18 protein-coding genes are annotated in these 18,990 nt (G+C 60.3%); 2 read left to right on the forward strand and 16 right to left on the reverse strand.

Features of this window, described 5'->3' with window-relative positions:
• Positions 1 to 12: 12 nt before the first annotated feature.
• The 4 genes from ACTXGA_RS23025 to ACTXGA_RS23040 all read right to left on the reverse strand — a co-directional run bounded on the left by ACTXGA_RS23025 (position 13) and on the right by ACTXGA_RS23040 (position 6,458).
• Positions 13 to 738, reverse strand: coding sequence for a DUF1499 domain-containing protein (locus ACTXGA_RS23025; RefSeq protein ID WP_443397065.1), 726 nt, complete (start codon positions 736 to 738; stop codon positions 13 to 15).
• A gap of 75 nt (positions 739 to 813) precedes the next feature.
• Complete coding sequence (locus tag ACTXGA_RS23030) at positions 814 to 2,172, reverse strand: efflux transporter outer membrane subunit (RefSeq protein ID WP_443397066.1); 1,359 nt, start codon at positions 2,170 to 2,172, stop codon at positions 814 to 816.
• The gene (locus tag ACTXGA_RS23035; RefSeq protein WP_443397067.1) at positions 2,169 to 5,276 is read right to left on the reverse strand and encodes an efflux RND transporter permease subunit; all 3,108 of its coding nucleotides are present in this window, start codon (positions 5,274 to 5,276) and stop codon (positions 2,169 to 2,171) included. The genes ACTXGA_RS23030 and ACTXGA_RS23035 overlap by 4 nt, the downstream gene beginning before the upstream one ends.
• Before the next feature lie 3 nt (positions 5,277 to 5,279).
• Positions 5,280 to 6,458 carry an efflux RND transporter periplasmic adaptor subunit gene (locus tag ACTXGA_RS23040; RefSeq protein WP_443397068.1) on the reverse strand — a complete coding sequence of 393 codons (1,179 nt, stop codon included), beginning with the start codon at positions 6,456 to 6,458 and terminating at the stop codon, positions 5,280 to 5,282.
• A 78-nt stretch (positions 6,459 to 6,536) separates the two neighbouring features.
• Between ACTXGA_RS23040 and ACTXGA_RS23045 the strand changes: the two genes are divergently transcribed.
• Complete coding sequence (locus ACTXGA_RS23045) at positions 6,537 to 7,130, forward strand: TetR/AcrR family transcriptional regulator (protein WP_443397069.1); 594 nt, start codon at positions 6,537 to 6,539, stop codon at positions 7,128 to 7,130.
• A 230-nt stretch (positions 7,131 to 7,360) separates the two neighbouring features.
• Here the strand turns inward: ACTXGA_RS23045 and ACTXGA_RS23050 are convergent, their stop codons facing one another.
• The 7 genes from ACTXGA_RS23050 to ACTXGA_RS23080 form a co-directional block, all read right to left on the reverse strand.
• Positions 7,361 to 9,217: a type I restriction-modification system subunit M gene (locus ACTXGA_RS23050; protein WP_443397070.1), complete on the reverse strand. Its 1,857-nt coding sequence runs from the start codon at positions 9,215 to 9,217 to the stop codon at positions 7,361 to 7,363.
• A gap of 615 nt (positions 9,218 to 9,832) precedes the next feature.
• On the reverse strand, positions 9,833 to 11,332 hold the full coding sequence (locus ACTXGA_RS23055) for a DUF3987 domain-containing protein (protein WP_443397071.1): 1,500 nt from the start codon (positions 11,330 to 11,332) through the stop codon (positions 9,833 to 9,835).
• Entirely contained in the window at positions 11,329 to 12,207 is an 879-nt protein-coding gene (locus tag ACTXGA_RS23060) for a DUF7146 domain-containing protein (protein WP_443397072.1), read from the reverse strand. Before ACTXGA_RS23060 ends, ACTXGA_RS23055 begins: the two co-directional genes overlap by 4 nt.
• Positions 12,204 to 12,605 (reverse strand): hypothetical protein, encoded by a 402-nt coding sequence (locus ACTXGA_RS23065; protein WP_443397073.1) that lies wholly within the window; start codon positions 12,603 to 12,605, stop codon positions 12,204 to 12,206. The genes ACTXGA_RS23060 and ACTXGA_RS23065 overlap by 4 nt, the downstream gene beginning before the upstream one ends.
• A 12-nt stretch (positions 12,606 to 12,617) precedes the next feature.
• Positions 12,618 to 12,962 (reverse strand): helix-turn-helix transcriptional regulator, encoded by a 345-nt coding sequence (locus tag ACTXGA_RS23070; protein ID WP_443397074.1) that lies wholly within the window; start codon positions 12,960 to 12,962, stop codon positions 12,618 to 12,620.
• Positions 12,963 to 13,036: 74 nt separating this feature from the next.
• Complete coding sequence (locus tag ACTXGA_RS23075; protein ID WP_443397075.1) at positions 13,037 to 13,723, reverse strand: hypothetical protein; 687 nt, start codon at positions 13,721 to 13,723, stop codon at positions 13,037 to 13,039.
• On the reverse strand, positions 13,720 to 15,009 hold the full coding sequence (locus ACTXGA_RS23080; protein ID WP_443397076.1) for a tyrosine-type recombinase/integrase: 1,290 nt from the start codon (positions 15,007 to 15,009) through the stop codon (positions 13,720 to 13,722). The genes ACTXGA_RS23075 and ACTXGA_RS23080 overlap by 4 nt, the downstream gene beginning before the upstream one ends.
• Positions 15,010 to 15,516: 507 nt before the next feature.
• Here ACTXGA_RS23080 and ACTXGA_RS23085 point away from each other — a divergent pair.
• Entirely contained in the window at positions 15,517 to 16,353 is an 837-nt protein-coding gene (locus ACTXGA_RS23085; protein WP_443397077.1) for a protein NO VEIN domain-containing protein, read from the forward strand.
• Between the two features lie 3 nt (positions 16,354 to 16,356).
• On the opposite strand, the gene ACTXGA_RS23090 is transcribed toward ACTXGA_RS23085, so the two are convergent.
• The 5 genes from ACTXGA_RS23090 to ACTXGA_RS23110 form a co-directional block, all read right to left on the reverse strand.
• Positions 16,357 to 16,740 carry a ParB/RepB/Spo0J family partition protein gene (locus ACTXGA_RS23090; protein WP_443397078.1) on the reverse strand — a complete coding sequence of 128 codons (384 nt, stop codon included), beginning with the start codon at positions 16,738 to 16,740 and terminating at the stop codon, positions 16,357 to 16,359.
• Positions 16,737 to 18,062 (reverse strand): recombinase family protein, encoded by a 1,326-nt coding sequence (locus ACTXGA_RS23095; RefSeq protein ID WP_443397081.1) that lies wholly within the window; start codon positions 18,060 to 18,062, stop codon positions 16,737 to 16,739. Before ACTXGA_RS23095 ends, ACTXGA_RS23090 begins: the two co-directional genes overlap by 4 nt.
• Positions 18,062 to 18,511, reverse strand: a complete 450-nt coding sequence (locus ACTXGA_RS23100) for a DUF2924 domain-containing protein (RefSeq protein WP_443397079.1) — start codon at positions 18,509 to 18,511, stop codon at positions 18,062 to 18,064. Before ACTXGA_RS23100 ends, ACTXGA_RS23095 begins: the two co-directional genes overlap by 1 nt.
• Positions 18,512 to 18,545: 34 nt before the next feature.
• A complete protein-coding gene (locus ACTXGA_RS23105) occupies positions 18,546 to 18,797 on the reverse strand; it encodes a hypothetical protein (protein ID WP_443397080.1) in 252 nt (83 codons plus the stop codon).
• 24 nt (positions 18,798 to 18,821) lie between these two features.
• Positions 18,822 to 18,990: integrase core domain-containing protein (locus ACTXGA_RS23110; RefSeq protein WP_443397082.1), on the reverse strand; the 169-nt coding region annotated here is incomplete at its 5' end.

Here is an 18,990-nt window from a genome sequence, read left to right on the forward strand (position 1 = left end):
AAGCCCCGTAGGTTATTCGCCAAACCGTTGTTGGAAATCCCGGATACGCGCAGCGTTCACACCTTGGTCGCTGCGTCCGACGCGCGAAACGCCGCGCATGTCGACGCGGCTGCCGTCTTTTTGGGGTGTCACGACAACAACGACGTCATCAGCAAAGTAAAATACAGACGTCCGGGCGGTCGCTTCAAACCGAAGGCGTTCCGTGTCGGAGGCGACGATTTCCCATCCCATGTCCTGAGCAACCTCCAGCGCGCGCTGAAACGCGGCTTCCGCAGACAGCTCTGTTTCGAGGGGGGCGATATCGGGATAGGCCTTGGCCTGGGCCTCGGCCAGTTCCGGCCCGCCGTAGTCGAGCGTGTTGCTGGCACCCTCGCGCGTCTCATCCAGCACCTCGAACAAGGGCGGATTGGCGGTATCGGTCGAGATGTCGTGGATCGGCGCGGCCCGGGGCGCCGGGTTGAGCGTGGAGGCGGCCAACGGCGCGAGCAGCGCGAGGCCGATAACCGCGGCAATCCCCCCTGCCAGCATGCCGCCGCGTTCCTTGCGCACAATGTGGATGACCAGAGCGATCAGACCGAGAGCGGCGATGATCATCGCCAATGGATTGAAGTAGCTTCGGTAGAGCCCGAAGCCGGTGATCGGCTGCCACAGCCCCAGGCGGCCGCCAAACAGTATCAGTGCCGCGCAAAGGGCGCCAAGGACGGCAACAAAAAGTGCGACTTTTCCAGTATGTTTCATAGGTTAATAGGTCCTTCACTACCCAAGTTCGTTCTCCGGCCGTCGGCCATCGGTTCAGGCATCATCGCGGGCCGGTCAATTGCTGAATTGTTCAGGTGCGGCGGAGCCCGCGCCTGTGGCGATCTTCAGTGTGGCCCAGGCTTTCGCGGCGTCATTCACCGCCGCCGCTGCTGAAATCCTTGCCGCATTGGCGTTGCGATCGGTTTCGAGCAGGTTCAATAGCGTGATTGCCCCGCTTCGATAGTTTTGCCGCGCCAGATCAAGCGCGCGGTCGTAATCGCGGGCCGCCGTCTGTAACAAAGACGCGCGCTGCCGATAGCGGGTCAGGTTGGATTGCGCGACCTGCACATCCTCGACCGCCGAAACGACCGCACCGCGCCATGCGATCTCGGCCTGTTTGGCGGCAGAAATCTGGGCATCGCGGCTCGCCCGCAGCGCCCCTTGGTTGAACACCGGCAGCGACAATTGCGGCCCAAAGCTCCAGCTGTCGGCGATCTCAGAGCGGCTGACCGTGCCGGTCAGCGACAGCGACGGATAAAGCGCAGCCTCTGCGACGCCAACCTCGGCCACCGCAGCGGCCAGATCAGCCTCGGCGCTGCGCACATCGGGACGGTTGCGCAGCAGATCCGCAGGTACTCCAGTGCCCGCGCCGCCGGGGGTGGTGAGTTGCGGTGCGCCCTTCTGCAGCTGCGTCAGGATCGGCGCGGCGGGTTCGTTGAGCAGCGTTGCAATCGCAAAGACATTGGCGTCGAACAGCGCCGCATATTGCGGCAGGCTGGCCCGCGCCGTGGACAGCAGCGCCTGCGCTTCGGCCAACTCATACTCGGTCGCCGCTCCCGCGTCGAACTGGCTGCGGGTGATCTCGACCGTTTCTTCGCGTGTCTTGATCGTCGTGCGGGTCAGCGCCAGCACCTCTTGGTAATAGCGCGCGTCGGAATAGGCCGACAGCAGTTCGGCAAGCCACGCCAGACGGACGGTTTCGGCCTCGGCCCGCGCAGCGTTCAGTGACGCCGTTGCAGCCTCGCGTTCGCGCCTCAGACCGCCAAAGAAGTCGAGCACCAAAGCGGCGCCCAATGAGCCGCTGTTGGTGGTGATTGTGCCATCAATGGCATCGCCGCCGGATGTGGTGCGCTGTGCCGTCAACGCGCCGTCTACGGCGGAGTTGCCCCCTGTCTTGCGCAGGTTCGCCTGCGCCTGCCGGATCGCCTCAGTCGCGGCCATCACGTCAAGGTTCTGCGCCAAACCGCGCGACACCAGCCCGGTCAACACCGGATCCTTGTAGTCCAGCCACCATTGCTGTGTGGCGACCGTACCGATCGACTCTGCGCTGCCCTCGACAAAGCGGATTTGCAGGGCGACTTCGGGGCGTTGATAGTCCGTGCCGACCGCACAGCCGGCCAGAAGCAGGCTCAGGATGAGGTACTGCGGTTTCATTGCACGGCTTCCTTTCGAATACGGAACATCTCCGTGGTCTTGATGACAGCGACATAGAAGACCGGAACCATCACGATCCCGATGACCGCCGAAAAGATGATCCCGCCAAGCATCCCTGTGCCGATGGATTTCTGCGCATTGGCCCCTGCGCCAGATGCCAGAACCAGCGGCAGGATGCCGAAGCCAAAGGCCAGCGAGGTCATGAGGATTGGGCGCAGGCGCTGACGGGCGGCTGTGGTCGTCGCCTCCATCAGGGTCTGGCCCTTGGCGCGCAGCGATTCTGCAAATTCGACGATCAGGATGGCGTTCCGTGCCGCCAGGCCGATGGTGGTCAGCAGGCCCACCTTGAAATAGACGTCATTGGCCTGTCCAAAATACCAAGTGGTCACCAGTGCGCCCAGAATGCCGACGGGCACGGACAGCATCACCGCAAAGGGCACTGCCCAGCTTTCGTACAACGCGGCGAGGCAAAGAAAGACCACCAGCGCCGAAATCGCGTAGAGGACGGCCTCTTGATCGCCGGACAGACGCTCCTGATAGCTGAGGCCCGTCCATGCGGCAGCATAGGAGCCGTCGAGTTGCGAGGCCAATTCTTCCATCAGGTCCATGGCGTCGCCCGAGCTGACGCCTGCTGCCGCTTCGCCCGAGATTTCCAGCGCGCGCGTGCCGCCATAACGGGCCAGCTGCGGGGTGATCATCTCCCACTCCTGGCTCATAAAGGCAGAGAGCGGCACCATTTCTGACGTGGCATTGCGCACGTACCAGTGATCAATATCCGAGGGCTGCATCCGCCATTCGGCGCCGCCCTGAACGATCACCTCGCGCAGTGCGTTGCCGAGCGGGAAGTCGTTCACGTAGGAGCCTGAAAAAACAGTGGACAGCATGGTGTTCACATCCGAGAGCGAAACGCCCAGAGCCTCGGCCCTTTGCTGATCGATCCGCAGTTTCAGGGCGGGCTCGGTCGCCGCATCGTTGCCGCGCAGATTGGTCACCCGCCCGTCCTGATTTCCCAGCGCCACAAGCTGATCTGCCGCCGCGCTCAAGGCGTCCTGCCCGCCGCCGGATTGATCCACCAGATACATCGAGAACCCAGACGTGGTGCCCAGCCCCTGAATAGCGGGCGGCTGCAGCACAAAGATGCTGCCAAGGCGGGACTGGAAAAACCGGCCATTCGCACGCGCCAGCAGGTCAGCGGCATCGTCGTCTGGGCGCTCTTCGTAATCCTTGAGCTTGATGAACATGACACCGTAATTCTGCCCCGAACCGGCGAAGCTGAACCCGACGTTGGCGAAAACTCCATCCACGACAGCCGCTTCTTCGGTCAGCAGGTAGTCTTCGATTTGCTCGATCGTGTATTGCGTCTGCTGAACGGTCGAGCCTTGCGGCAGTTCGACCATCGCCATCAGAACGCCCTGGTCTTCGGTCGGCAGAAACGAGGTGGGCAGGCGGTCATAGACCCAATAGGCGCCGACACCCATCAACCCCAGAACGAGGATCATGCGGAACGGACGCAGCGCGAGCCGCCCGACCGTGGCGCCATAGCCGCCGGTCAACCGGTCAAGCCCGGTGTTGAACCAGCGCAGCGGCGCCGCAGGCGCTTTGCCATGACCGGGTTTGAGAAGCTGCGCGCACATCGCGGGCGTCAGGATCAGCGCCACGAAGAGCGACAATACCATGGCCGAAATGATCGTGACCGAGAACTGCTTGTAGATTACTCCGGTCGATCCGGACAGGAAGGCCATCGGCAGGAACACCGCCGACAGCACCATCACGATCCCGACCAGCGCGGTCGAAATCTCACCCATGCTCTTTTCCGTGGCGGCCTTGGCGTCCAGACCCTCTTCCGCCATCACGCGCTCGACGTTCTCGACCACGACGATGGCGTCATCGACCAGTAGACCGATGGCCAGCACCAGCGCGAACATTGTCAGAGTATTGATCGACATGTCGAAGGCCGAGAGCACGCCGAAGGTTCCCAGCAGCACCACCGGCACCGCGATCGTCGGAATAAGCGTCGCGCGCCAGCTTTGCAGGAACAGGAAGATCACGAGGAAAACCAGCACAACGGCTTCGATCAGCGTCTCATAGACCTGGTCGATGGAATCCTCGACAAAGGGCGAGGTGTCATAGGGGTATTCGATGCTCACCCCTTCAGGCAAAGCCGACGCCAGCCCGTCCATCACCGCGCGGACCCGCTCTGCGGTGTCGACCGCATTGGCCCCGGTGGACAGGTTGACTGCAAAGCCGGCTGCCGAATGACCATTGTAACGGCTGATGCTGCCGTAGTCCTCTGCCGCCAGCTCGACCGTCGCCACATCGCCGAGGTAGATCGCGGAGCCGTCCGCTGCGGTTTTCAGCAGGATCGACTGGAAATCCCCGACCGTCCCAAGCTGCGACTGTGCCGACAACGAGACGGTGAATTGCTGGCCCTTGATGACCGGTTGGTCACCCAGGCTGCCGACGGTGACATTTGTGTTCTGCTGCGCAACAGACGAGGTCACATCGGCGGGGGTCAGTTGATACTGGTACAACCGTTCCGGATTCAGCCAGATCCGCATGGCATATTCAGTGCCGAAAACGCTGATCGACCCGACACCTTCGGTGCGTTGGACCGCATCCTGGATGGTGCTGCTCAGGATGTCACCCAGTTCGAGCGAGGTATAGGTGTCGTCTTCGCTGACCAGGGCACCGACCATGAGGATGGAACTGGTCGACCGGGTGACGGACACCCCCCGACTGGTGACCGCGTCAGGCAGTTGCGACTCGACAAGAGCCAACTTGTTCTGCACCTGCACCTGCGCCATGTCGGGATCGATCGTGTCATCAAAGGTGAGCGAGACGCTGGCAGCCCCCTCGCTGGAGGAAGAGGTCATGTAGGTCAGACCATCCAGTCCCGTCAGCCCGTCTTCGATCACCGCGGTAACCGAGTGTTCAACTGTCTCGGCCGAGGCGCCGCTGTAGGCGGCCGAGATCCGCACCGTTGTCGGTGCAATGTCAGGATACTGCGAAATCGGCAGGCCGGTCATGCTGTAAGCACCCAGCAGCATGGTCGAGATGGCCAGCACCCAGGCGAACACCGGGCGGTGAATGAAGAACTTGGCCATGGATCAGTCCTCAACCGCGGGGGTGTCGGCGCTGCGCACGATGCCGTCTCCATCAATGACCGCAGTGACTGGTGTCACGGCCTGTCCCGGTCGGAGTGAGGACAGCGCGTCCACGATCAACCTGTCGCCCTCGCTCAACCCCGCGCGCACGATCCATGCGTTTTTATAGGAGCCGTCGTCTTCCAGTGTGACCTGCTGCGCGGTGCCGTCTTCACCCACGATATAGGCCGTCAGCTTACCCGAATTTCCCCGCGTGGCCGCCAGTTGCGGCACGAGATAAGCCTGCATAGTGCCGATCACGACTTCACCCCGCACGAACATGCCCGGAATGACCACATGATCGGGATTGTCGAATTTGAACCGGATGGTCACGGTGCCTGTCGTGGTCGAGACCGTGTTGCCGGCGGTGACCAACTGGCCAGTACCGCGAAACACCTCTTCGTTTTCAAGCGTCAAGGTCGCCTCAAGCGCGTCGTTCTGCTTGAGCGCGCCTTCGGCAATGCCCTTGCGGACCGACAGAATGCGCGCGCTGGCCTCCACCATGTCCACATAGATCGGGTCGGCCTGTACGATGGTGGTCAAAGCGTCAGCCTGTCCCGCTGTCACAAGATCACCGACAGACACGGTCGCAACATCGGCACGCCCGGCAATCGGGCTTCTCACCGTGGTCCATGACAGTTCGATCTGGGCATAGTCCAGCGCGGCCTGCGCCGCGTCCAGCGTCGCCTTGGCCTCGGCCAGACTTGCGCGCGCAGCTTCAACCTCGGCCTCTGTATACCCGCGACCGGCCAACTGCTCAGCGCGATCATAGGCCGACTGGGTCACCGCGAGGTTCGCCTCGGCCATCGCCACATCCGCCCGCGCCGTGGCCTCTGCCGCAACATAAGCGGAATCGTCGATCCGGAACAACGGATCGCCAACCTGAAGAAGCTGATCCGGTGAATAAAGAACCTCTTCGATGACGCCGCCCACACGCGGGCGCACCGCAACTTCTTGAAACGCGACAGCTCGACCCGGCGAGGTCACGACACGCGGAACCTCTTGTAGTGTCAGTTCAACAACACTGACTTCGAGCGGCCCCATGTCCATGCCACCCGGCGGACCGAATTGCGCATTTGCAATCGTGGCAGACACCGTCAGCGCGAAGACCGCACCCATCATTTTCCAAGCGCTGACTTTCATCCGGCTCACCATCCTTGACTTTCTGGCAATATTTGTGCCTTCTAGGCAAATGTTGCACACTATGCAAGAATGTGGAAAATGACAGTTTCGTTACGAGAGAGACGGAGACAGCAAACCGCGCGCGAGATTCAGCTGGCGACACTGGAGCTGGCGGTCCAGCACGGGCTAGAAAACGTCACCACGGAAGAGATCGCCGCCTCCGCAGGCGTCAGCACGCGGACCTTCTTCAATTATTACACCAACAAGGAAACCGCCGCGGTCGGGGCGCCGCCTGCTTTCCGGCAGGAAGACAAGGAAGCATTGCGAGATGGAACCGGCGCGCTGGCGGACGATATCAAACGGTTTCTGGACCAGCACTTGGAGACATTGGTCAAGGATGAACCCATCCTCAGGATGTTGGGTAGCGTCATGCGGTCAAACGAGAAGGCACGCGGCATTCTCGAAGGGTTTCTGATCATGGAGCGCGGCGAACTCACGGATTGCCTGTGCAAGCGGGTTCACAATCGTCAAACCGCTGCCGCGCTCGCCAGTGCCATCACCGGTGCGATTGGACGGGCGATTTACCTTTGGAACCATGAACCAGACCTCTCACTTGGCGTGGCCCTGGACATCGTCTGGGATGGCCTGATCGAGGCATCAAATCTTTTGGCGTCGACTTCGAGGGGCCAATGAGTACGCCGGGCGACGTCCGCCCGGACGACGCGCCCTTTTCCGGATGACATGGCAATTGCTGATCGACCTTTGGGCGCCGAAACCCATGGATGGGATCACCCGCTTTCCGAGGTGAGTTCCAGTTTCCGGATCCATCACGATTACCTAGCCCGAAGCCGCTCTGCAGTCTGTTCGAACCGATGTCATCAATGAAGATACATCCGTGTATCTCTCATTGGATGTAGTCAAATTCAACGACCGGTCAGCGCCAAGCTGAGAAAGTGCTGTTTGGGAAGGAAGTCGCGACCATTGAATTTCGCGTTTGCAGCGAATGGCGACAACGTCGCACCTCGATGCAGCACCTTGAGAGGTGGTTGAAGGTCGGCTCTGGGCCGCCTGCGAAGGTGGCCCACGTGGTATGTCGATCCAGGCGTCGGGCGCGTGGGGTTTACCTCACGCTCGAAATAGGTCACAACATCCTCGGTCAGCGGCACGATCTCGGTGTCCCTCAGCGCGCTGTCCGGCTGCGGCTGCCCCTTCTGCTTGCCGCGTGTGCCGAGGATCACGTTCCCATCCTCGTCGCGCAAGGGCCGCTCTACCGTGATCTGGCGATAGCCGAAGGCCTTGTTGGGCAGCAGCATCGACAGTGGCCGCAGCTTGACCTTGCCGCCGTCGGGCGCGCGCGGGGCATCCTGTCCTGCCTCGACGACCTCTTGCCCGATCTCCTTGCCCTCGGCGTCGATCAGGGTGGCCATCTGCGCCTCGATGCACTGGCCGAAGAGTCGGGTGACGATGCCTATGCCCTCTTCGCTGATCTCGCGCCGTTTCGAGCCCAGCGACTTGCGCATCTTCTGCCACATGCCCGAGGCGTCGATCAGCTGGACCTTGCCATTTCGATGCGCGGGTTTCTTGTTCGACAGGATCCAGACGTAGGTGGCGATGCCGGTGTTGTAGAAGAGGTCCGTGGGCAGGCCGATGATGGCCTCGACCAGGTCGCTTTCCAGCACGTGGCGGCGGATCTCGCTTTCGCCCGAACCCGCGCCGCCGGTGAACAGCGGCGAACCGTTCAACACGATGCCAAAGCGGCAGCCGCCGTCCTTGAGCGGGCGCATCTTGGACAGCAGGTGCATGAGGAACAGCAGCGAACCGTCCGAGACGCGCGGCAGACCGGGGCCGAAGCGGCCGTTGAAGCCCTGGACTTTATGTTCCTGCTGAACCTCCTTCTGCACCTTCTTCCATTCGACGCCGAAGGGCGGGTTCGACAGCATGTAATCGAATTTCGCGTCCGGGTGGCCATCGTCCGAGAGCGTGTTGCCCGCGATGATGTTCTGAACGTTCTGGCCCTTGATCAGCATGTCCGCCTTGCAGATGGCGTAGGACATGTCGTTCAACTCCTGCCCGTACATGGTGAGCGCGGCGTTGGGATTGTGCTCCATCAGGTATTCATCGGCGACGGACAACATGCCGCCGGTGCCTGCCGTCGGGTCGTAGATCGTGCGCACGACGTTGGAGCCAGAGAGGACATCGTCATCCTCGATGAACAGCAGGTTGACCATGAGGCGGATGACCTCGCGCGGGGTGAAGTGTTCCCCGGCGGTGTCATTCGAGGCCTCGGCGAACTTTCGGATGAGTTCTTCGAAAACGAGGCCCATCTGGGCGTTGGTGACGCGGTGCGGGTGCAAGTCGAAGCCGGCGAATTTCTCCGTCACCATGTAGAGCAGCTTGTTTTTGACCAAGCGGTCGACCTGTTCGGTGAAGTTGAACCGTTCGAAGATGTCGCGGACCTCGGGCGAGAAAGCGTCGACGTAGGCCAGCAGGTTGGGACCGATATTGTCCTGGTCGCCGATGATCTTGGCCAGATCGAGCGTGGAGCCGTTGTAGAAGCTTGCCCCCGAGGCGCGACGCATGAACCTGTCCGGCGGCAGGTCCTGCGCGATCATCTTTTCTTGGATGTCGAGGACGGCCTCCTTGGTGGTCGCGAGGACGCAGTCCAGACGGCGCAGGACGGTGAAAGCGAGGATGACGCGGCCATATTCGGACTGGCGGTAATCGCCGCGCAAGAGGTCGGCCACGGACCAGATGAGGTTGGATAGCTCGGACTGGGACATGGGAAACAATTTGCCTTTCAAACGGATGGTTAGCCGACACGCTACAAGCGCTGCACGTCTTGGACAACCGCGGGCCGATAGGGACTTTGCCGGTTTCTAAAATCGATTGAACTCATGCACTCATTTGCATTCATTCCTTTGAACGGGACGCTGTCCTGAATGACTGTTCTTCGGCAAAAAATGTTTTGTTTTGCATTGTGGTTTCAACGCCGAACCGCCGGACCGATGACCAGGCGCACCATGCGTAGCCTCGGCACGGCTTCCAATGTGTCCTCCCGTCTTGCCATTTGCGGCTTGCACCGTTCCCTAGGGCCCGTTGCGGTCCATGGCGCTCCCACTCTGAAAGGTTGCGCCAAGCGTCGAGTGACACCACCCGGCCTGTCCAAGTGAGTGGCCTTCCGCCTGGAGAAGTCCCGTGAACCAAGGGCTTTCTATTCCGCGATCTTGCCGCGGAGTTGGGTGCCTGACGGTCGGCCTGACGAACTGACACAACTGACAAGACTTGGCCGGACGCCAAATCTTTCCGCACGTCCGGACGATTTCGGAGGCTATTGTCAGTAGTGTCAGTCCCGTCAGTTCGGCAAAGGCTCTCATTTGCCGCTTGAAGCCAGATGCTCATTGCACGGCCTCATGGACTATCGGATGAACTGAATAGAGGCGTTTTGGCGCACCGCCTTTAGGGCCAGGTGGAACCGTGGTCAGCTTTACAAGATCGGCGGATTCGAGGATCCGAAGCGCTGGATTGATCTTCTCCATATCATGGAGATGGGCGCGTTGCTTTCGGCGCACCTCTCGGGCAGTGAATTGCTTCCAACCTTCTTCGCGGATAAGCAATCCCAATGCTCTCGCAGAAAGCTCCGCCTGACTAACGGAACGCTCCGCATAGGCTCTCCTGGCCATCGGCAACAGGTATTCCGCCACAAGATGCGCCGCCTTGCCGAAGTGCGCCACCGAAATCTCCTGCGGCTCATCCGTTTCGCCGCTGGCCCAATCCATAATTGCGAGTACAAGAGAAAGGCGCACTGCCATGCCCGGCAGTTTGCCAAGGAACGATAGGATTAACCCTTCGGCATTTCCCTCCAAGTCTCTGACATAAATTCGAAATTTGTCGAGCAGGTTGCGCGTATTTTCGGCGAATGGCACGAACGACGGACGAGGATGCCCGTCTTCATCGCTCGGCATTCGCAAAGACCAAAGTCTCCGAAGGGCGGACTCGATGAACACTTCGTCGTGGAGCGTTTCAGGCCGTTTCACCGGCGCTGGATTCGGCCAAACAGGCAAGAAACGTGCCAGCAGCCCGTCATCGTCGGCTTTCATCAGAAGACTTTGCAGGCGGTCGGGCTGAATACCTCCGAGTACGCCTATTGTCAGGAAATCGATATTCACGGAGTCTCGGCCTATACGCTCGACAGAAAAGGCGCGACCGCCGTAGGCTTCCAGCCAGAACGGACGATCAGACCCGCTGGAATAGCGGCTCATATTTACCAGCCATCCGGCCAACTCGTCGCGCACCAAGAGCGTTCCGCGAGGCTGATTGCCCACTATCATCGATAGTTTTTCGACCGTAGCGTCACACACCGCCAATCGAGGCACAAAAGGTTCAGGACCCGGGTCGGCGCTTGCCGGACGCTTGGGCGGTTCATCACCCTCCTTGATAGCTTTCTTGACTGCTTCCTTCCATTGGTTGTCAGTTACCTTTGCTACCTCATTCCTTTCGTACCAGTCGTCCCATTCGGATTGCATCGACTCTCGCATGGCCCGCTCAACACGTTTCAGAGGAACTAGAACGGCATCAATTGCAGGGCTCTTGCTTGCTGAGGGGTTCCCGATGATGACAGGCCAGATAACGGGCGGCTCGGTCCAACCTGACCATGGGGACGGCCATCTGGTGTTCCCAATCAGCGAACCGCAAACACCAAGCAGCGCGGCCATGACGTAGTCGGGCGGTGCACCTTTCGTCGCTGCTGCGCCTTTTATCCAGACCGCCCAATGAGGCGAAAAGACGTCATCCAAAGGCAACTCGGGCGGTTCGGGCAGATCGGAACGCAGCAAACGCGTGTCAGCCATCGGCCACTCGGGTACGAACGGGATTTCATTCACCGCTTTCATTTTCATTCAATCCCTCTGATGACGTCGTTCCAATCCCGGCCCTGGGGTGCTGGCAGGAGCGAAACGGACCATCCGTGCGCGTGCGCCCGTTCCGCCAAGGCAAAAGCAGCTGCCTGACCCGCGTCGTCCCCATCCGAGGCAATGTTCAGCCGACCTGTCTCCGGGGGAAGGCGCAACCCGCGCATCCCCGAGGTCGACAAAGCCGCCCAGATGGTTGCTGGCCCTCGCAGTAGACCACAGGCAAGCGACAGCGCGGTTTCGATACCCTCGGCCACTACCAGAGGGCCCTTCGCATCAGCGATCCGCACCGCTCCGCCAGCGACAGCGCCGAGCATTGCCTTCTTAGGGTCGAGCGCCGCCTTGGCTAAGCCGTCCGGGCGTAGGTAGGTTCGATGCACGGAGAAACCGTCGCCGCCCTCCACACGCGCCACGATGGCGGGCTGCCGGGTTGCAGTTGCCCCGTGCCAACACGCGGGATGAAACCGCAGCGTGCCGGGCAGGGGGCATGTGATGCCTCGCGCCTCGCGAAGATAGGTTTCAGCGAGCGTCCCAGCAATCCCCTGCGCCTCGTTCCAGAGTCTTTCGGCTTGCCGTGCCCGCTTGACTGCCTCGGCTAGTCGAGACGTCTCGCGTTTCAACAGATCGCGCGGATCAGGGGCGCGGTAGTCGCCGGAGGCGATGCCTGCGGCCACCAGAATGTGGTGAAAGTCGCAGCCCAACCGCTTGCAATGCGCTAGCAGCCGCCCGCCCGCGCCGTCACGGAGCGTCAGGGCGTTCTGCTCTTTGCGGCCTTCGGGCTGGCAGACGGGGCATGGCGCGCTTCCGTAGCTATGATACCAGCGCCCGCCGAGTCTTAACGTCAGATCGCTTGCATCAGTCATTGCCTGTCCCCCTGATCAGCGCGGCGATTGTGCGGGCCCGTGCCTCGGTCAGCCCGTGGCGCAGCATCAGAAGTTTGATTTGCAGATGTTCCATCATGCGCCCCCGAAGCATTGGGCAGCGTGACGAAGGCGGCCAGCGTCGCACGGTCAATGCGCATGCGCACGGCCCGTCCGGCCTTCTGAGCGTCCTTGCGCCGCAAACTCCACTGGATAAAGTCTTTGCAGACGACGACAGGCCACCTGCCGTCGAGATTGGCAACGACTCCCGGATCGGCTTCGGCAATCGCGTGGTGCTGGCGCTGGGCGCGCATTTCGGGTATTCTCGAAAGGCCTTCCGCTGTCGCTTGGATAGGACATTCGGCCCCGGTCGCGCCCGCCAGCGCGCCGGGGTAATTCATGGCAGGCATCCGTTAGGCTTTCCGCGTCTCGCGGGTTTCCAACCACTCACGAATGTCGCTTTCTCTCCATGCAACAAGGCGCGCGCCCAGCTTTACCGGCTGGGGAAACTCTCCCCTTTTCATCCAATCGTATAGGGTGGACCGGGAAAGTCCGGTAAAGGCCTCCACCTCGCGGCGGCGGAGAAGGCGGGTTTGATTGGAGTGCTCAAAACCGGCATCCGCTGCGGAGCCAAGCCCTGAAATTTGACCCGTTTCCACAGCGGCTCGCTCGTTGGCCGCCTTCACCTTTTGCAAGCGTTGCGCGATTTCAAACTGTGCATGGGCTTCATCGCTTTCGACATCACTTGAACTCGACATTCCATGTTCCCTTTTGTGTGTTGAACATACGGGGAACATCGCGGAACTTGTCTTCCAGCGATAAGGGAGGAAAATCACCTCTTCCCTGAATTAATTTTCTGCTTTAATTCAATTGCTTGCTTCACGAACTCCTCTGGGCTGGCGTCTAGGCCTCCAGCGTCGAAGACGTCCTTTGTAAACGAATAGAAACGGCCTTCCGTCTTATTTGAGTAATCGTTCCATGTCGGGTGTGCCGGTTCGCCAACGTACTCCTTGAAAGCCTGCGAACAAAGCTGCGCAACGGCAAGCGCGCCATCTTTGCGTGGAGCCCCTCTGCCAAACGTTTGCACCTTACCCTCAAGCTCGGCGGAAACCCGTTCGATAGAATGGCGTATCGCAGCAACCTGCTCGGTGAAGTCATTGGCAGCATGGGAAGAACCCAATTGGGCGCCTGACCAGATGAACTGCTCCAACTCACCGTTAGACAGGTCAAGCAAACCGTCTTGATTGCGCGCAATCAGCTCACGAGCCAAAGGATTCAGACCGGACAGTGCTCCTTCGGCCTTCTTGAGCAGTTGCACGATGTCCCTGAGTTGTTTGTTGGCCTTGGCCTTCTCTACTTCCAAGGGTCTCCCGATGCGATTTTCCTTGGCAGCAGTCAATGTCGAAAAAAATATTTCGATCAACATGTTACACGCTAATTCAGGCGCTTCATCCAAGCTGAGGTGTTGCTCCAAGATGCGCTTGATACGGGTTTTCAGTTCATCGCGTGATGCGTTCATTTGGGCGTGGTCATGTTTATTAGGTTGCCGTTGGGCACCGCTCTCGCTCTGAGAAAGTCGACCCAAGCCGCCATCATATCGCGCCGCCGGTCAAGCATGTCGGACCGCTGGTAAGCACGCTCGACCTCGGAACCGATGAAATGTGCCAGCGCGATTTCAGCCATGTCGCGGGGATAGCCTTTCTCCGCGGCCCATTGACGGAAGGTTGACCGCATACCATGCGGGACGGCGGGTCGCTTGTTGCGTGGGTCGATGTAGCCCTCTTCCCCCTGTTTGGTCTGGGCATCCTGCATCCTGCGCATGACGGCGGAAATCGACATGTCAGACAGCATTCCGCCTCGGGGAGCGAAGAAAACGTAGGGGGAGCCATCCAGACGCGGCAGGGCTTTCAGTAGTGCGACTGCCTCGCGCGTCAGTGGCACGCGATGCTCGCGCCCGTTCTTCATGCGGGAAGCTGGAACCATCCAGACGGGCCCCGTTGAAGAAATAGCGGCGTTGCCCATGTCAACTTCTTCCCAAGTCATGCCGCGTACCTCACCAGATCGCGCAGCTGTCAGGGTCAAAAATTCTAACGCCCGCGCGGCCATCCCGTCTCGTCGTTGCAAATCAGACCACCAGCGCGACACGTCTGACAATGCCAACGCCGGTTGGTTTTCACCCTTCGCGACTTTTGCCGGCTTCGGCAGTGTCTCGGACAGATTGCCCTTCCAGCGTGCAGGATTGTCACCTGTTCGATGTCCCGCGACGGTCGACCACGACAAGACATTTTCAATCCGACCACGCAGGCGGGAGGCTGTTTCCGTCTTGGTTTTCCATATCGGCTCAAGCACGCGCAACACGTCCTGCACCGTGATCTCGGCCACCATCTTGGGACCAAGGATAGGGCAAGCATAGGTGTCCAGCGTCGAGCGCCACTGTTTGCGATGCTTCTCATTTTTGAATTCTGACAGCTTCGCTGCCAAGTATTTGTCCACCGCCTCGGCAAAGGTCAAGCCTTCGCGGGCTTTGCGCTTGTCGGCCAATGGGTCGCCGCCTAACATCGCTTTGCCACGGTTTTCGAGCGCCAGTTTGCGTGCAGTCGCCAGTGTCACGGCGGGCGGGCTGCCCAGTCCGAGTTCGGTTCGCTTGCCGCGAATGGTGATCCGCTGCACCCACTGTTTCGCGCCGTTCTTCGCCACCCTTAGAAAGAGGCCCTGACCGTCGAAGTATTTGCCCGGATCGGTCACAGTCTCCACGAAGCGCGGTGACAGGGCCTTTTCCGGTCTGCGGATATTTTCACGCGGCATATTATCCCCCGTTGCATCCCCCACAATAACGAGGATTGCCTCGGATCATGTCGGAACACATCGCACAAGTGAAGGGGTGAATGCCCATTATTGCGTGGACATGTAGCGCCTTTCTCGGAAGTCAGCGGATCAATGCATGGCGGCCTTCGTCTCCGCCACAAACCATTCGCGAACCCAAGACCAGGCCTTAGTGCGGGCCTTTTTTCTTTTTGGTTCAAAGGGGTTTGACGATGCCATCCGACTTTCGGAGACTGGCCGTTGGCCCAAAAGTGGTCTCCGAACGCCCCGCGTCTCCTTTCACCCGCCCTTCACCCAAAACGAGACGTATTAAAAAATGCTTTTACCTTCAGAAGGTTGCCTAAAATTCACTACGCCGCAGTTGAGGCAGGTTCGACCGCTATCGAAACGGTCAGAGACACCTGAAGGCGGCGTAGTTCTTCGAAACAGTGCGAACGGTCGCGAGAAGTCTTTGATGACAAACAGACTTTCCGCTCATAGCCTGGCGGCATGTCGAACGGGCCCTGGACAGATGAAGAAAACGACCTGATCGTCGCGGATTACTTCGCGATGCTGGCCGACGACATGGCGGGCCGTCCCTACAACAAGGCTCAGCACCGGCGAAGTTTGATGCCCCTTTTGCGAAGCCGAACGGAAGGCTCGATCGAGTTCAAGCATCAGAATATCAGTGCTGTGCTGAAGGGGCTCGGCGAAGATTGGATCGCCGGCTACAAGCCAGCGTTCAATTTCCAGATGACCTTGGTTGATGCTGTGGCGCGCTGGTTGGCATGGAACCCGGCTTGGCTGGGTCGACTGCCTGGGACGCGGCCAGCTAATGGCCTGCGCGAGGCAGCGCAGATCTGGATGGGACCGTCACCGACGCTGTCTAACCAGCCGCCGCCGCAGGAGCTGGAGCAAATGTTGCATGTCGCAAGAAAGTTCGACGTGGCGGGTCGGGATGAACGCAACTGGGCCCTCGGCCGGGCGGGAGAAGAGCGAGTCGTTGCACACGAGCGATCCGCATTGAAAGTGGCCGGTCGAGATGATCTGGCAAGAAAGGTGCGTTGGGTTTCAGAAGAGGATGGCGATGGTGCTGGGTATGACATTGCCAGCTTCGCGCCAGACGAACGGGAGCGGTTGATCGAGGTGAAAACGACAAACGGCTGGGAACGCACGCCCTTTTACATCTCCCGCAATGAACTGGCGGTCGCCGAAGAGCGCCGGTCAGAATGGCGCTTGTTCCGTCTCTGGAATTTCTCGCGTGAGCCGAAAGCATTTGAGTTGCGCCCGCCGCTAGATGCCCATGTCTCGTTGACCGCGACGGCCTTTCAGGCGAGCTTTCATTAGAATCTAACTGAACCCGCGCTGTTCTTGCTCTGGCCAAGCCTCTCCTGCGAGAAAGCACAGATCGTACAGGCTGACCGCCAACGGCTCGCGCCCGCAGGTCAGCCGCTTGAGTACCTCCGGTGCTAGGTAGGCCAGCCGCAACTGGCGACTGACATGGCGCTCGGCCAGCCCGACGGCTTCGGCCAGTTCTTGGCTCGTGCTGAATTCGCCAGTGTCCATGCGCCGCCGCCAACCCCACGCCCGCCCAATGGCGCGGAGGACATGCGGATCCTGCGTCTGGTCCTCGCTCGGCAGATAATCGGCAGGCGGCAGGATTTTCGGTCGACCATTCTTCTTGCGGACCTTCAATGGTATCAGCACGCGAATTGTGTCATCGGCACGGGTCATTCGGCTGTCTCCAGATTGCGCGGCGCGACCATCTCGCGGATGACGCCTGCGATCCCTTCGCGCCTGATGTCCAACTCCAAGCCGTCGGCTGTGACGGTGACACGACGGATTGGAAGCTGGATGATCCGTGCCTGCTCGGTCGGGAACAGTTGCGCCCAGAGCGTGCTGAATTCATGCAATGCCGCGATGGCGTCCGCCTCCGAAACCGCGCCATCCTGTTGGCTCAGGGCCGTGATCACCTTCGTCACGACTTCTGGCGTTTGCAGGATGCGCCGGACCTCGGTCACGACCGCATCCTCAACCATTCCGGCCGCCAGCCGCATCGGGGCGGTCTCAGCACCGGTCTCGCGGTTCCGGATGACGTCCATCGACACGTAGTAGCGGTAAAGCTTCGCGCCCTTCTTTGTGCTTGTGGGCGTCATGGCCGCGCCGGTGTCGCTGAAGATCAGCCCTTTCAGGAGAGCGGGGGTCCGCGCCAGGCTGTGATTGGCACGTTTGCGCGGGCTTTCCTGCAGGATGGCGTACGCCCGATCCCAGAGGTCGTTGTCGATGATAGCGTCGTGCTCGCCGGGATAAGCCTTGCCCTTGTGGACAGCCTCACCGCGATAAACACGGTTGTTCAGCAGCCGATAGAGGTAGCCCTTGTCGATAAGCGTTCCCTGCTTGTTGCGGAAGCCGTCGCGGCGGAGTTCGCGTGCCAGAACCGTGGCGGACCCGAGTTCGCCAAACCGCTCGAAGATGCGACGCACCGATGCGGCCTCGGCGTCGTTCACCAACAGTTTTCGATCCTGCACATCATAACCCAGCGGAACATAGCCGCCCATCCAGATCCCGCGCTTGCGCGATGCCGCCACCTTGTCGCGGATCCGCTCGCCGATAACTTCGCGCTCGAACTGGGCGAAGCTGAGCAGAATGTTCAGCGTCAGCCGCCCCATGGACGTGGTGGTGTTGAACGACTGCGTCACCGACACGAAGGTGACGCCGTTGCGGTCGAAGATCTCGACCAGCTTGGAGAAATCCATCAGCGAGCGGCTGAGGCGGTCGATCTTGTAGACAACGACCACGTCGATCAACCCGTCGTCGATGTCGGCCAGAAGCAGCTTGAGACCGGGACGTTCGAGGGTGCCACCGGAAAAACCGCCATCGTCGTAGCGTTCGCGGATCGCAACCCAGCCCTCGGATCGCTGGCTGGCGATATAGGCTTCGCAGGCCTCCCGCTGGGCATCGAGGCTGTTGAATTCCATGTCGAGCCCTTCTTCGCTCGACTTGCGGGTGTAGATAGCACAGCGCAGGCTGCGCTTGGGGCGGGCGTTGATATCCATCATGCTTCCTCCCGCTTGCGTTCACGCAGGCCGAAGAAGCGATAGCCATTCCAACGCGTTCCGGTGATGGCACGGGCCACGGCCGAGAGCGATTTGAACTTCCGGCCCTGCCAGTCGAAACCGTCTGTCAGAACGATCACCGTCTGCTCGACCCCGTCCCATTCCCGGATCAGTCTCGTGCCCACCACCGGATTGCGCGGATCGGCGATCTGGTTTTTCCTCCGCGCGACACCCTCAACCTCATCGGCCAGCAGATCCAACATGCGGCGCGTTTCCCGGTCAGGGCCGCCGTAGGTCAGTTCCTGGATACGATAGGCGATGCGCATTTCCAAAAAGGTCCGGCTGTTGTTCGGCGCGGCACTGCCGAAAAGTTTTTGCCATTCGGCTTTCAGATCCCTGACCGACATGGCCTTCAGCGTGGCCAGGCGCGCTAGGACGGTTTGATCCATGGATCGGTCCTGCCCAGGTTTTGTAGAGCTTATCTTATTGTGATGCTTCATCAATTCCTCCGATGCGGATACGTTTTGCACGACGACCACCGCTCTTCCGGGGCGAGAAGTCCACGAAACTGTCTCCGCCTTCGGCAGATAAAGAACTGGCATCTTCGGCGTTCAGGCGAATGACGCCAGCCGCCAGAATGCGGCCGATTTCTTCGAGGCGCGCATCCGCTGACATGCGCTCAGGACAAAGGGGATTGGCACCCGAAATCGTCCCGATGGAACCAAGGCCAATCATGCACTAACATTCAAACTGGACCACTCAAGTGGGGCTGATCAGCCTTGGTTCCATCGGGACGATGGTTTCCGGGGCCGGTGGGCGGTAGCCCAAGGCACTATGCGGGCGTTTCGTGTTGTAGTGTTTCCTCCATTCTTCGATTAGGATTTGGGCTTCGCGCAGGCTGTAGAACATCTCGCCATTCAGGAACTCA

The sequence above is a fragment of the Antarctobacter jejuensis genome (genome assembly GCF_052266595.1).
Classification (GTDB): domain Bacteria; phylum Pseudomonadota; class Alphaproteobacteria; order Rhodobacterales; family Rhodobacteraceae; genus Antarctobacter; species Antarctobacter jejuensis.